General features: G+C 37.5%; 13 protein-coding genes, 2 tRNA genes, 1 rRNA gene and 2 riboswitches. Of the genes, 3 read left to right on the forward strand and 13 right to left on the reverse strand.

Features of this window, described 5'->3' with window-relative positions:
- The 5 genes from BM211_RS24470 to groES all read right to left on the reverse strand — a co-directional run.
- Positions 1-487 (reverse strand): RNA-guided endonuclease InsQ/TnpB family protein (locus BM211_RS24470; protein ID WP_141771697.1); only part of this gene is annotated, 487 nt, incomplete at its 3' end.
- A gap of 507 nt (positions 488-994) precedes the next feature.
- Entirely contained in the window at positions 995-2320 is a 1326-nt protein-coding gene (locus BM211_RS24475; RefSeq protein ID WP_035434609.1) for an NCS2 family permease, read from the reverse strand.
- Between the two features lie 130 nt (positions 2321-2450).
- Positions 2451-2553, reverse strand: a riboswitch (purine riboswitch).
- 213 nt (positions 2554-2766) lie between these two features.
- Positions 2767-4305 carry a glutamine-hydrolyzing GMP synthase gene (gene guaA, locus BM211_RS24480; RefSeq protein ID WP_141771698.1) on the reverse strand — a complete coding sequence of 513 codons (1539 nt, stop codon included), beginning with the start codon at positions 4303-4305 and terminating at the stop codon, positions 2767-2769.
- A 151-nt stretch (positions 4306-4456) separates the two neighbouring features.
- A riboswitch (purine riboswitch) is annotated at positions 4457-4558 on the reverse strand.
- Between the two features lie 693 nt (positions 4559-5251).
- Positions 5252-6889 carry a chaperonin GroEL gene (gene groL, locus BM211_RS24485; protein WP_035434606.1) on the reverse strand — a complete coding sequence of 546 codons (1638 nt, stop codon included), beginning with the start codon at positions 6887-6889 and terminating at the stop codon, positions 5252-5254.
- 38 nt (positions 6890-6927) lie between these two features.
- Positions 6928-7212 (reverse strand): co-chaperone GroES, encoded by a 285-nt coding sequence (gene groES, locus BM211_RS24490; protein WP_020063193.1) that lies wholly within the window; start codon positions 7210-7212, stop codon positions 6928-6930.
- Between the two features lie 438 nt (positions 7213-7650).
- Here groES and BM211_RS24495 point away from each other — a divergent pair, with 438 nt between their 5' ends.
- Both BM211_RS24495 and BM211_RS24500 read left to right on the forward strand, forming a co-directional pair.
- Complete coding sequence (locus BM211_RS24495; protein ID WP_035434605.1) at positions 7651-8379, forward strand: CPBP family intramembrane glutamic endopeptidase; 729 nt, start codon at positions 7651-7653, stop codon at positions 8377-8379.
- 2 nt (positions 8380-8381) lie between these two features.
- Entirely contained in the window at positions 8382-8579 is a 198-nt protein-coding gene (locus tag BM211_RS24500; protein WP_035434604.1) for a YdiK family protein, read from the forward strand.
- Between the two features lie 26 nt (positions 8580-8605).
- Here the strand turns inward: BM211_RS24500 and BM211_RS24505 are convergent, their stop codons facing one another.
- On the reverse strand, positions 8606-9235 hold the full coding sequence (locus BM211_RS24505; protein WP_035434603.1) for a redox-sensing transcriptional repressor Rex: 630 nt from the start codon (positions 9233-9235) through the stop codon (positions 8606-8608).
- Positions 9236-9418: 183 nt separating this feature from the next.
- Here BM211_RS24505 and BM211_RS24510 point away from each other — a divergent pair, with 183 nt between their 5' ends.
- Positions 9419-11344 (forward strand): ABC-F family ATP-binding cassette domain-containing protein, encoded by a 1926-nt coding sequence (locus BM211_RS24510; RefSeq protein ID WP_218160828.1) that lies wholly within the window; start codon positions 9419-9421, stop codon positions 11342-11344.
- Positions 11345-11739: 395 nt separating this feature from the next.
- Here BM211_RS24510 and tsaD read toward each other — a convergent pair whose 3' ends face one another.
- The 7 genes from tsaD to rrf all read right to left on the reverse strand — a co-directional run bounded on the left by tsaD (position 11740) and on the right by rrf (position 14833).
- A complete protein-coding gene (tsaD, locus tag BM211_RS24515; RefSeq protein WP_035434599.1) occupies positions 11740-12756 on the reverse strand; it encodes a tRNA (adenosine(37)-N6)-threonylcarbamoyltransferase complex transferase subunit TsaD in 1017 nt (338 codons plus the stop codon).
- Positions 12756-13199, reverse strand: coding sequence for a ribosomal protein S18-alanine N-acetyltransferase (gene rimI / locus BM211_RS24520; protein WP_035434598.1), 444 nt, complete (start codon positions 13197-13199; stop codon positions 12756-12758). The genes tsaD and rimI overlap by 1 nt, the downstream gene beginning before the upstream one ends.
- Before the next feature lie 11 nt (positions 13200-13210).
- Positions 13211-13903, reverse strand: a complete 693-nt coding sequence (tsaB, locus tag BM211_RS24525) for a tRNA (adenosine(37)-N6)-threonylcarbamoyltransferase complex dimerization subunit type 1 TsaB (protein ID WP_035434597.1) — start codon at positions 13901-13903, stop codon at positions 13211-13213.
- On the reverse strand, positions 13884-14357 hold the full coding sequence (tsaE, locus tag BM211_RS24530) for a tRNA (adenosine(37)-N6)-threonylcarbamoyltransferase complex ATPase subunit type 1 TsaE (protein WP_035434596.1): 474 nt from the start codon (positions 14355-14357) through the stop codon (positions 13884-13886). The genes tsaB and tsaE overlap by 20 nt, the downstream gene beginning before the upstream one ends.
- A gap of 191 nt (positions 14358-14548) precedes the next feature.
- Positions 14549-14624, reverse strand: a tRNA-Asp gene (locus BM211_RS24535).
- 3 nt (positions 14625-14627) lie between these two features.
- A tRNA-Met gene (locus tag BM211_RS24540) sits at positions 14628-14704 on the reverse strand.
- Positions 14705-14717: 13 nt separating this feature from the next.
- Positions 14718-14833, reverse strand: a 5S ribosomal RNA gene (gene rrf / locus BM211_RS24545).
- Between the last annotated feature and the right edge of the window lie 39 nt (positions 14834-14872).

Genomic DNA, 14872 nt, shown 5'->3' on the forward strand with positions numbered 1-14872 from the left:
GACGTTTGAGAATCAGTTGCTTGATTGTTCCTTCGAGTGGTCTATGAAGTAGGATCTCTATTTCTCCCAATTTTTTATTGTATAACTTATCGTTATCAGAAAAAGACATCGCATAACGATGCTTTCCGTTTGGTTTGAATCCAAATTGCGGAAACGTCATACTATTGTAGTCTTTATACTTTTTCTGTTTTGGATACTTTGCATCTTTACGAAAGAAATGATCAAACGCTTTTTTTAGACGTACAAACACTTCTTGCAAAGGCTGAGAAGGCATTTCTTTTAGAAAAGGATACGTCTTCTTGTCCAACGTAAGTTGTCTTTGCATATCATAACGATCATAATTTTCTTTGTTTTGTTTATATTTCCGTTCTTTGTCTAGCAAGGCAGAGTTGTAGGTTTGACGACAATATTGTAGCCAACGGTCTAACACTTCTTTTTGTGCTTCTGTTGGAAAGATCTCATATTTTTGATTCAACAACATTGTCATCACCTCCCTATTAGTTATATCCTTGTGTTTCGATGTATTGTTTTAGAATTTCTAATGGTGTACCGCCCACGGTCTATAAACAATAACTTTGAGACTAAAATCATCCTTTACATAAATTCTATCTGATTTGAGGAAACTCCTTTTTCATTCCTTTGACTTACGCCAACTAAAATTCATCCCCTCCCTACTCATTAGGCTTCGCTCTTCTCATTCCTTGAGGAAGGGGAATTCTTTTGGAAATATGTTAAACTTTTTTACAAACGGTTTAACTGTTACTTTGAAATAAAGTTTGATCAAAACTCATTGAGAATTCTTTGATTGAAGAAATAAAGCATCGTGACTTTATTTTAAAGTAACATATACGTCCAGATGCTCTCAAAGGACTTTTATGCCTTTTTTCATCTATACAAATTAAGAAATAACAACAAATAAACCGGATCTCTCACACATTTATTATAAAATACAAAAAGGACTAGGCATCCCCTCCTAGTCCTTTCAAAAACCCCTTTATTTACGAACAAAAATGAAATAGAGTACAAACAAAACTGCCATGACATACATAATCGGATGAACTTCTTTTCTTCGTCCTTTCACAACCATTGTAATTGGATAGAAAATAAATCCAATCGCAATCCCTGTTGCGATACTGTATGTGAGCGGCATTGCAATAATGGTGAAAAATGCCGGTACTGCCGTTTCGAACTTCTTCCAATCAATTTCCCCTAATGATGAAACCATCAAAACCCCTACAATAATTAAAGCCGGTGCTGTTACGGATGGTGTTACTACACTTAATAATGGTGAAAAGAAAAGTGCTAATAAGAAAAACCCTCCTGTTACAACTGCTGTAAATCCAGAGCGTCCTCCTACAGCTACCCCTGCAGAAGATTCAATATAAGACGTCGTTGTCGATGTACCAAGTATTGCTCCAATTACAGTTGCAAACGCATCAGAGAACAATGCTTTCCTCGCACGCGGTAATTTATTATTTTTCATTAAACCTGCTTGATTGGCAACTGCTACAAGCGTCCCTGCTGTATCAAAGAAATCGATAAAAAAGAAAGTTAATATAACAACGAGCATCTTAGCAGTGAAAATATCTCCAAGATGTTGAAGAGCAACTCCAAATGTCGGTGTTAAGCTTGGAACTGCACCAACAATCGCCTTTGGTGTATCAATTAACCCTGTTGCTACACCAACAATTGCTGTAAGTACCATTCCAAAGAATACTGCACCATTAACATTTCTTGTCATTAAAATAACGATTACAACTACACCAAAAATCGCAAGTAATGTCGGTCCTTTCGTTAAGTCCCCTAATCCAACAAGCACAGCATCATTATTTACAATAATTCCTGCATTTTGAAAACCAAGAAATGCGATGAACAACCCAATTCCAGCTGCTACCGCAAACTTTAATTCTGTCGGAATTGCGTTAATGATCTTTTCACGAAGACCAGAAGCTGTAAGGAAAATAAACATAATACCTGATACTAATGTCCCTGCAATCGCCGTTTGCCACGGAATCCCCATTGTTAATACAGCTGTGTAAGCAAAGAAAGCATTAATCCCCATTCCCGGCGCAAGTGCGATTGGATACTTTGCAAAAATCCCCATAATGAGTGATCCAATTGCCGCTGCTAAAGCTGTAGCAACAAACACTGCTCCAGAATCCATTCCGGTTCCTGCTGGCAATCCCTTAACATGTCCTAGCGACAATGTAGCGGGATTAACAAACAATACATATGCCATAGACAAAAATGTGGTTAATCCTGCTATGAACTCTGTTTTATAATTTGTGCCGAGCTCATCGAACTGAAAATAACGTTTCATTCTATGTTTCCCCCGTTATGTAATTGCTCGTCGCGCTCCTTACTAGCCCCTCTTTTATCTATAAAAATAAAAAAGGCTTCCAATGCAATATACATGGAAGCGTCTGTAAACAAAGGCAAGTATCCCTTACCCTTATATTAAAACGCCTCGTAGTCAAGCCATTTACGGTAGCAAGGTAGAAACTTTCGGGCCATATTCCCGATATTATACGACGGCTAAAATATTCATTTTTATTATTAATTACATATTCATGTTAACTCATATACAGGTGAGTGTCAATTAAAAAACGAACATTTTTTAAAAAGAACTCTTTTTCGTTCGTATAAAAATAAAAAAAGAACGATCCATCTACACATAAAGGCATAGATGGATCGTCTTTTATATCATGACATTCAATTTATCTCGCTATTCGCGGGCAGTAAGCTTCCACTGATGGAAGTTTCACTTTATTCCCACTCAATTGTTGCTGGTGGCTTAGAAGTAATGTCATACACAATGCGGTTAACGTGTTTTACTTCGTTTACGATACGTACAGAGATCTTCTCTAATACATCCCAAGGGATACGTGCCCAGTCTGCTGTCATACCATCGATTGATGTTACTGCACGAATACCTACTGTGTAATCATACGTACGCTCGTCACCCATAACACCTACACTTCGCATACCAGGAAGTGCAGTGAAATATTGCCAAACTTCACGATCTAAACCAGCTTTTTTGATTTCTTCACGTAAAATCGCATCAGATTCACGAACAATCTCTAATTTCTCTTCTGTGATTTCACCTAATACACGAATACCAAGTCCTGGCCCTGGGAATGGTTGACGCCATACGATTTCATCTGGAAGTCCTAGTTCAGAACCTAACTCACGTACTTCATCTTTAAACAATGTATTTAGTGGTTCAATTAACTTGAACTGCATATCTTCTGGAAGTCCACCAACGTTATGGTGAGACTTAATTGTTTGTGCAGTCGCTGTACCACTTTCAATAATATCTGTGTACAGTGTACCTTGTGCTAAGAAGTCCATTCCTTCTAATTTAGAAGCTTCATCATCGAATACATAAATAAATTCGTTACCGATGATTTTACGTTTTTGTTCTGGATCTTCAACACCTGCTAATTTGCTCATGAAGCGTTCTTGTGCATCCACTTTAATAACGTTCATGTGGAAGCCTTCGCTAAATGTTTTCATAACCCCTTCAGCTTCTCCTTTACGAAGTAAGCCATGGTCAACGAAAATACATGTTAATTGGTCACCGATTGCTTTATGAATTAATACAGCTACAACTGAAGAGTCTACGCCGCCGCTAAGTGCACATAATACTTTCTTGTCGCCAACTGTTTCACGAATCTTTTCTAATTCTACTTCAATGAAGTTCTCCATATTCCAGCCTTCAGTACAACCACAAACACCGAATACAAAGTTCTTAATTAAATCGTTACCGTGCTCAGAGTGACGCACTTCTGGGTGGAATTGTACACCATATAAATTTTGCGCTTCATTGCTCATGCCAGCAATTGGACAAGAGTCACTTGTTGAATCTACTACGAAACCTTCTGGTAAACCTGTTACTAAGTCACCATGACTCATCCAAACAACTTGTTCTTCTGGAAGGTTTGTATATAATTTCGATTGGTTCTCTACTTTTAATACTGCTTTTCCGTACTCACGATGGTCTGCACGTTCTACTTTTCCACCAAAGTGTTTTGTCATTAACTGCATGCCGTAGCAAATACCGAAGATCGGTAAGCCTAAGTCAAAGATTTTTTCATCACAGTGGAATGCACTTTCGCCATATACACTGTTCGGTCCACCAGAGAAGATAATTCCTTTTGGATTCATCGCTTTAATTTCTTCTGCTGTAATTGTATGTGGATGAAGTTCACTATACACGCCAAATTCACGAATGCGACGCGCAATTAACTGGTTATACTGACTTCCAAAATCTAAAACGATAATCGTATCGTGCTGTTTCTTCAAAATAATCACCCCATAGTTCTGTATATAAACATTTTCACCAATTTGGTAAAAACAATTACCAATATAATAAAAAAAGCCAGTCCCCTGCCCTCAGTCTCATAACAAAGAAAAGGCAGGGGCCTAGCTTTATAAAGGAATTTGTTCCTTATAAATATAGACGCACTGCCTTCATAGTCAGGTTGTTTACGGTAACCCGGTAGAGACTCTCAATCCGTATTATTGAGGATATATGAAGGAACGTTTAATATTATCTTTCTAGATTCTAACAATGAAACGTGAATACGGTCAAGGAGAAAGCGACAAAATTCTACAGAAATTATTTCCCTATATAGCAAGACCACTCTCATCGATTAATATCAAATACGATTCAACGCAAAAAGACTACCTCCTTTCATTAGGAAATAGTCTTCTTACTAGCTATTTTTAACTTTATTCAAATAAAGACGTTTTTTACTTACATAAACCAAGATTTAAGTATCAGTAGAAAGAAACAATGTGTATACCGCACTCTGCGTAATATTATTATCTAAAAATAAAGAAATTCCATCAGTTCGCGAAATCACATCTCCAGTTATTACACTAGTCCAAGTAACTGTAGCATCTGGCGTTATTACATAACGAGAATTATCAGATAATTCAACCATTAGGGAAAGAAGGTAGTGACAATGATATCTTCTCCAATCATCCTAAAATACTTTTGCTACTCATTTCTTTGTTAGAAAAAATAGATTTAATTAATAGTATGTAGTGATTTGGTTACGTGACATATACTATAGTTCCATATAATAAAAATGTGTTAAGTTACGTAAGAAATAAAAAAAGAAGCTTCCCACAAGTTTACTCAACTCATGAGAAGCCTCCGTTAAAAGCCTCATGTTAACAAAATATTAACAATCCACTCTCATCTTACATAAAACCCTTATATATCAAGGGGTGAAGCGGCTTATTACATCATGCCGCCCATACCGCCCATGCCCATGCCGCCCATGTCAGGCATTCCAGAAGCACCAGCTGGTTCTGGTTTGTCAGCAACTACAGCTTCAGTTGTTAAGAACATTGCTGCAACAGATGCTGCGTTTTGAAGAGCAGAGCGAGTTACTTTCGTTGGATCTACGATACCAGACTCAAGCATATTTACCCATTCGCCTGTTGCTGCGTTGAAACCAACGCCAACTTTTTCGCCTTTTAAGCGCTCTACAACTACAGATCCTTCTAAACCAGCGTTCACTGCGATTTGACGAACTGGCTCTTCTAAAGCACGAAGTACGATGTTAATACCTGTTGCTTCGTCGCCTTCAGCTACAAGACCAGCTACTTTCGTATATACGTTCATAAGCGCAGTACCACCACCAGCAACAATACCTTCTTCTACTGCTGCACGAGTTGAGTTAAGTGCATCTTCAATACGAAGTTTGCGCTCTTTCAATTCAGTTTCAGTTGCTGCACCTACTTTAATTACAGCTACGCCACCTGCTAATTTAGCAAGACGTTCTTGTAATTTTTCACGATCGAATTCAGAAGTTGTTTCTTCTAACTGCGCACGAATTTGACCGATGCGAGCTTCGATTTGTTCTGTGTTTCCAACACCTTCAACAATTGTTGTGTTTTCTTTCGTTACAACAACTTTACTAGCGCGTCCTAAAGATGCGATAGTTGCAGATTTTAAGTCACGGCCTAACTCTTCTGTAATCACTTCGCCGCCAGTTAAGATTGCAATATCTTCTAACATCGCTTTACGACGATCACCGAAGCCTGGAGCTTTAACAGCTACCACGTTGAACGTACCGCGAAGTTTATTTACTACTAATGTAGCTAACGCTTCGCCTTCTACGTCTTCAGAGATGATAAGAAGTGGTTTACCTTGTTGTACCACTTGCTCTAATACTGGTAAGATTTCTTGAATACTAGAAACCTTTTTATCTGTAATTAAGATAAATGGGTTATCAAGAACTGCTTCCATTTTATCAGAATCAGTAATCATGTAAGGAGAAGCATATCCACGGTCGAACTGCATACCTTCTACTACATCTAATTCTGTTGTGAATCCTTTAGACTCTTCTAATGTAATAACGCCGTCGTTACCAACGCGCTCCATTGCTTCTGCAATTAATTGTCCTACTTCTTCGTCAGCAGCAGAAATAGCAGCTACTTGTGCGATAGAAGATTTACCTTCAATCGGTTTAGAGATTGTTTTTAATTCTTCAATTGCTGCTACAACAGCCTTTTCAATACCTTTACGAAGACCCATTGGATTCGCACCAGCTGTTACGTTCTTTAAACCTTCACGAATCATCGCTTGCGCTAATACAGTTGCCGTTGTCGTTCCATCACCAGCTACATCATTTGTTTTGCTAGCAACTTCTGCAACTAATTTTGCACCCATATTTTCAAATGCATCTTCTAATTCAATTTCTTTTGCAATTGTTACACCGTCATTTGTAATAAGCGGAGAACCGAATTTTTTCTCAAGTACAACGTTGCGACCTTTTGGTCCAAGCGTAACTTTTACTGCGTTTGCAAGAGTGTCGACACCGCGAAGCATCGAACGACGTGCTTCTTCACTAAATTTAATATCTTTTGCCATAATATTTGACCCCCTTGAATTTTTAAAGATTTATATAATTAACCGATAATTGCTAAAATGTCGCTTTCACGTAAAATTAAATATTCTGTACCTTCGTATTTCACTTCAGTACCTGCATATTTTGAGAAGATGATACGATCTCCTGTAGCTACATCTAAAGCAACACGCTCACCATTTTCAAGCACACGACCAGTACCAACCGCCACTACTTTACCTTCTTGTGGTTTTTCTTTTGCAGTGTCTGGTAGCACAATGCCACTTGCTGTTTTTTCTTCTGCTTGAACAAGTTCAATAATAACGCGATCACCTAACGGCTTTAGCATGAACAACAACCTCCTCAATTTATTATGTAAATTTTATATTTATTAGCACTCTGATACTCCGAGTGCTAACACACTTATTATAATAAAGAATCTCATTTTCTTTTGCAAGTGAAAAAATCGTAATTTTTCGGAAAACTATCCTAGCCCCTCTCCTACTTGTTCCAAAGCATTTATACCCTACTTAATAATTACACAAAGGAAGATACATTGATATATAAATCTATTTTTCTTTTTCGACATATAATGACCACTTGATGCCCTCGTCCTCCTCTAAAAGAAAGGAGGTTTTATGTCGTTTGCTAACTTTCATATGATAGAGATTCCATCTTTTTTTCATCTTCACCTATGTTACAATAAGAAAGATGCCATAAGTTGTTTTCTCTATGGATAGAGCATTTTCCTCTTTCTTTACAAAAAATCCAAAAAGGAGTTATGGAATTGAAGAGACAATATTGGTGGGTTATTGTTACATATATTTTGATGCAATTATCAGGTATAGTTGGAGGATTGATTCTTCTAAAAAGCGGAGTATACAATAATGGGCACCGGACCCTTGATGAAAAAATTCAACTAGCTACTGCACATTGGGGGCTGATAAGCTTCTTTATCGCTCTTATTATCATCCTTGTGTTACTACGTAATGATACAGAATCTGAAAAATGGAATCGCGGAAAAACAAATCTCCCCGCTACGATAGGGTGGATTATTTTAGGAGTTTTCCTTGCCTTATTTGCCCAGGTCATTGCTGGCACAATTGAAACACAAGTTTTTAAAATTAAAGCGGAATCTGAAAATACACAAAACATTATCGGCATTATAAGAGCTGTGCCATTATTTATGATTGTTTCATCTATATTTGCCCCTATTCTTGAGGAGATTGTATTTAGAAAAATTCTATTTGGCACACTATATAAACGATATAACTTCTTTATCGCAGCAATCATAAGTTCGCTTATATTTGCTATCATTCATTTTGACCCTACACATTTATTAGTGTATATTTCCATGGGGCTTGTTTTTTCATTTTTATACGTACAAACAAAACGAATTATTGTACCAATTATGGCTCATGTTATGATGAATACAAATGTTATGTTAATTACATTCGTACTTCGTCCCTATCTAGAAAAAGCTGAAAAACTGCAAGGATTCATCGGAGGATTTTAAACATGCGAAATTCACCATTTGTTATGGCAACTTTGTATTTTCTTCTAGGGTGTATTTTTACATACTTAGCAATTACAAGTGTAAAAGATACAATTTGGAACTTTTACACAATACTACTTGCTATAATGGCAACAATTGATTTTAATTTTGCACTTCGCATTCTTTTTTCTAAAGCGAAAAAAGATAGTAAGAAGAAATAATAAAAACGCAGGAAATTCCTGCGTTTTTATTGTGGATAATTTTTTAAAAAGTACACGAGCGTTTGTAATTCTACTGCTAAATCAATATGATGAATTCGAATATGTTCTGATAAATTTAACCTAGCAGGTGTAAAGTTTAAAACACCTTGTATGCTCGTATGCGATAAGCGATCTGCTACAGCTTGCGCAACAGAAGCAGGCACTGTTAATATTGCCACTTTTATATCACCGGATAGTCTCTCTTCTAATTCATCCAGATGATATACTGGAATCCCGCCGATTTCTTTTCCAACTTTCTCTTCATCAACGTCAAACGCCATCTCAATTTTTGTATTATTATTTTTCGTAAAATTGTAATGTAAGAAAGCTGTACCTAAATTACCTACCCCTATTAACGCTACGCGTGTTACATCGTCTTGATCAAGTGTTTCGCGGAAAAACGACAATAAATAATTTACATTATAGCCATATCCCTTTTTCCCTAATGCTCCAAAATATGAAAAGTCTCTTCGAATTGTCGCTGAATCCACCTTCACTGCTTCGCTTAATTCTGCTGATGATACGCGTTGCTTACCAGATAACGATAGGTTTTGGATAAATCGATAGTATAGAGGCAATCTTTTGGCAGTTGCCTGCGGAATTTTAGGCTGCTCCATGCAACCCCCTCCTCTCTTCCTATCTGTTCAAGTGATTGAAACATGTACGGAAGTTTAGCATTGATAGTTTTCCTTGTATAATAGAGAGAGAATTTCTCTATTTATGTTCAACTATACACTATTTTTAGTATGATTGAGAAATATAATCATGGCAAAGTTAAGAAAATATTTGAGGTGAAAACATTGATTTTACTACAAGTGAATAATCTTTCCAAGCTATTCGCGGCTGAAGTGATTCTTTCAAACATTAAGTTAGAAGTACAGACGCGTGATCGCATTGCACTTGTCGGGCGTAATGGCGCTGGAAAGTCTACATTATTAAAAATTATTGCCGGAGAATTATCCCATGACGGCGGCGAAATTATAAAGCCGAAAGATGTATCTATCGGTTACTTAGCACAGCATACCGGTCTTGAAACATCGTTAACGATTTGGGATGAAATGCTAACGGTATTTCTTCACTTACAACGTATGGAGAAAGAACTCCGCAGACTAGAGCAAGAAATGGGAAAAGAAGAAAATTTCACAAATGGAACCATTTATGAAAAATTGTTAGCAGAATATGATCGCCTACAATTAAATTATAAAAATGAAGGTGGCTATCAATACGAAGCTGATATTCGCTCTGTTTTAAGCGGGCTTGGTTTTCCTCCTGAAACACACAAAACAACAATCTCAACACTAAGCGGTGGACAAAAAACTCGCTTAGCCCTTGGTAAGCTATTATTGACGAAACCAGATTTGCTTATTCTCGATGAGCCAACCAACCATTTAGACATCGAGACATTAACGTGGCTTGAGCAATATTTACAAGGTTATCCTGGTGCTATTTTAATCGTTTCACACGATCGGTACTTTCTAGACAGACTTGTCACGCAGGTCTATGAGATTTCCAATAAACAAAGTCGAAAGTACACAGGAAACTACAGTAGATACTTAGATCTTAAAGCGTCCCTATATGAACAAGAGATGAAACGTTATGAGAAGCAACAAGAAGAAGTAACAAAATTACAAGAATTTGTCCAAAAAAATATCACTCGTGCTTCCACAACAAAACGGGCGCAAAGTCGCCGAAAACAATTAGATCGTATGGAACTTCTGGACAAACCAATCGGCGATACAAAATCCGCTTCTTTCCACTTTGATATCGATAAACAAAGTGGTAATGATGTATTACAAGTAAGCGATGTGACAATTGGCTATGAGAATGAGCCCATTATTCAAAACATTCGTTTCCGATTAACGCGAGGTGATAGTGTTGCGCTCGTCGGTCCAAATGGAATTGGAAAATCCACCTTATTAAAATCTCTTGTGGATAAACTTCGTCCTTTAAACGGTACTATTTCGTTTGGTTCTAACGTTTCTATCGGATATTATGACCAAGAACAAGCAAACTTAACATCATCAAAACGTGTATTGGATGAACTTTGGGATGATTACCCGCTACAACCAGAAAAAGAAATTCGCACAGTACTTGGGAATTTTTTATTTTCTGGTGACGACGTTCTTAAACCTGTTTCTTCTTTAAGCGGTGGACAAAAGGCACGTTTAGCTCTCGCAAAACTTATGATGCAAAAATCAAATGTACTTATTTTGGACGAGCCGACCAACCATTTAGATTTAAGCAGCAAAGAAATTTTAGAAAATGCGCTCATTGATTTTCCAGGAACAATTTTATTTGTTTCCCATGACCGCTATTTCATTAATCGCATTGCCACAAAAGTTCTTGAGTTATCCCCAGGCGGAGCAGAGGAATACCTCGGTGATTACGATTATTATGTAGAAAAGAAAAATGAAATGCTCGAACGCGCCGAACTTGAAGAACTAGAAACAAATAAACCTGTACAAAAACAAGTGGCGCAAGAAAAATTAAATTACATCGAAGAAAAAGAACGTAAAAAGCAAGAACGCCAACGTATGCGTAAAATTGAAGAACTAGAAGAAAAGATTGCAACAATTGAAGAACAAATTATGGCATTAGAAGAACAACTTTGTCTTCCAGAAGTATATGCTGATTACGAAAGAGCCAGTGATATTACAACAGAAAAACAAACACTTCAAGAACAATTGGAAGCATGTATGGAAGAGTGGGAAGAATTACAACTGTAAAAAGGTCAGTGGTTACACTGATCTTTTTATTTATCCACAGAAATATTCACATATCCACCTCTGTATTTTCAGGAAAAACAAAAGTTTTCCACATTATCCACAAAAACAATAATATTTACCCACAATTTATACTCACAAAAAAACCTATATTATCAACAGATAATATAGGTTTTATCCACAGGTTGTGGTTAATTCTGTGTATAAAATTATAACTTTTATCAAAAAAAGATTTTTCTATCCACATACCTTTATATAAATTGCTGCTATGTAGAATATAACAAGATTACTTCTTTTGTTTTACAACCCCGCATATGGCAGGAAAAGGCCCTGACCGCTCCTATGCACGGCTAGGTGCTCTCGTCCTCCCTAAATGCATTTATAAATGTTCTCTTACATTATGATTCAATATCCAAACCAGGGTTTGCATTTAATGCTAACGTTGCCCTCTTTCCCTGTTCATATGCAATCGTACCAGCAGCAGCAATCATAGCCGCGTTATCTGTGCATAAGGATAGCGGAGGAATGATAAGTTCAACATTTTCTTTCTTTGCAAACTCTTCCTCTAAGCGCGCCCGTAATCCTTTATTGGCTGCTACCCCGCCCGCAAGAAGTACTTGCTTTACGCCATATTCTTCTGTCGCTCTTATTGTTTTTGTTACTAACACATCAATTACACTTGCCTGGAAGCTAGCAGCTAAATCTTCAGGGGTAAGTTCTTCTCCGCGCTGTTTTGCGTTATGCACAGTGTTAATAACTGCGGATTTTAATCCACTGAAACTAAAATCATAAGAATCCGGCTCAAGCCATGCACGAGGCAAATCAATTGTCGGCTCTCCTTCATGAGCAAGACGATCAATATGCGGTCCACCTGGATATGGTAATGATAACGTACGTGCTACTTTGTCGTACGCTTCTCCTGCGGCATCATCACGCGTTTCTCCAATGACTTCAAATGAACCATGCTCTTTCATATAAACAAGCTCTGTATGCCCACCTGATACAACGAGAGACAGTAATGGAAATTGTAGTTCTTGTACTAAACGATTCGCATAAATATGTCCTGCGATATGATGCACACCAACTAAAGGAATATTATGCGCAAAAGCTACTGCCTTTGCTGCATTCACCCCAATTAACAATGCACCAACGAGGCCTGGTCCTTCCGTAACAGCAATTGCATCAATATCTTCAAATGTCACATTCGCTTCTTTTAATGCTTCTTCTAACACAACCGTTATTTGTTCCACATGGTGGCGAGATGCAATTTCTGGAACAACCCCGCCAAACCGTTTATGACTTTCAATTTGCGAAGCTACAACGTTCGCTAAAATATCTCGTCCATTTTTCACAACTGCTACAGCCGTTTCATCACAGCTTGTTTCAATACCAAGAATAATCGTATCTTTTTTCATCATAAATTCACCCACATTACAAGACCATCTTCATAATTGTCTGTATAGTATCTCTTACGAATTCCGCCATTTTGAAAACCAAATCTTCGATATAACTTTTTCGCAACCTCATTTGAAACACGTACTTCAAGTGTCATTGTCTTTGCTCCCAAAGCTCTCGCTTTGTTCATTACATCTTGTAATAATGCTTCTCCAAGCCTTAGACCACGGTATTGGGGCAATATAGCAATGTTCGTGATATGTGATTCATCAAGAATAATCCAAAGTCCGCAATAGCCTATAATTCCTTCCTCTGTTTCGAGCACAATATAGTGCGCATACTCATTCATGTTTAATTCTCGTTCAAATGCTTCAGCAGTCCAAGGCGTCGTAAATGAAGATTCTTCAATCACAACAATTTGTGGTATGTCTTCTTCCTTCATATTCCTAAGTGTAATATTCATTTATAAGACTCCTACTTATTTTGACTTTCTAACCATTTTGCCTCTGCTTCTGCTAAACGAAGATAACTTGGTACGAATGTATGCACTGATTGCTCTTCTTTCTGTAAGCCTAAGAAAGCCAATTCACTTGGACGTGGATTATGTTTCGTCGGCGCAGCAAATACAGCTTGATCCCCTAACTGCTCTACAATTGTATCTTTATGTTGTTCTACATCGTTTCCGATAAATAAAATAGATTGCCCCATCTCTTTTAACATGTGAAGCCAATCAGCAATAAGAATAATACGATCTTCTTTCACGGATTGTAACTCTTGTTCTCTATATGTATATAGTCCTGTATAAATTTGCTGACGACGCCCATCAAATAACGGACAAATGTATCCGGGGAAATTGGTTCCGTTTGCTGCTAATACTTCTAAGCTTGATACACCAACAATCGGAATTTGCAGTGACCAGGCCAATGTTTTCGCTGCTGTTACACCAATACGAACACCTGTATAAGAGCCCGGACCAGCTGCTACAACGATTTTATTTAATTCTTTTGGTTTCACATTACATTCTTTTAAAAGTTTCTCTACTGCTGGCATCAAACGCACAGAATGGTTTTTTGTTAAATTTGTAATGATCTCCCCTACAACAGTATTCCCATCAATAAGAGAAACTCCCATTACGTAGTTAGAAGTATCAATTGCTAGTACTTTCATTTTGTAATAGCTCCTCACATAATCTAATATAACGTTCTCCGCTCGGCTCTAATACAATTTTCCTTGTACTATCTCCCTCGTGGAATAAACTAATTTTTAAAAGTGAAGATGGTAAAAAAGCCTCTATTAAATGTGCCCACTCCACCACTGTTACACCTTCACCATAAAAATATTCATCAAAACCTAAATCTTCTTCGCTCTCTGCTAATCGGTATACATCCATATGATACAGCGGTAATCGTCCTTTGTATTCTTTAATAATATTGAAAGTCGGGCTATTTACAACACGTTTTACACCAAGACCTTTTGCAAGACCTTTTGTAAATGTCGTCTTACCTGCACCTAAATCCCCTTCTAAAATCAAAACATCCTGCGCCTCAACTAATTGTCCAAGCTTTTCTGATAAATTTTGTGTTTCTTCTGCAGACATTGTCGTTATTTCATATGTATTCAAAGGTTTCACCTACCTTACTGTTAGTATTCTCTGCTCTTTATTATACAGATTTTTTATTTTTGTTTCAGTTTCAAATATATAAAAAAGACCTTAGGAGTTGTCCTAAGGATAAGATTGACTGTCTTATAAGTTTAAATTAAAGTAAATAAAAAAATACGAAACATATTGTTTCGTTCTTTAATTTATATAAATGGCGGTCCCGACCGGGGTCGAACCGGCGATCTCCTGCGTGACAGGCAGGCATGTTAACCACTACACCACGGGACCATTTGGTTGCGGGGACAGGATTTGAACCTGCGACCTTCGGGTTATGAGCCCGACGAGCTACCAGACTGCTCCACCCCGCGATGATAAAAATAAGCCTGGCAACGTCCTACTCTCACAGGGACAAAGTCCCAACTACCATCGGCGCTAGAGAGCTTAACTTCCGTGTTCGGTATGGGAACGGGTGTGACCTCTCTGCCATCATTACCAGACTTATGAAGGTATATTCCTTCAAAACTAGATAACATTTG

This window comes from Bacillus sp. 491mf, assembly GCF_900112415.1.
GTDB lineage: Bacteria > Bacillota > Bacilli > Bacillales > Bacillaceae_G > Bacillus_A.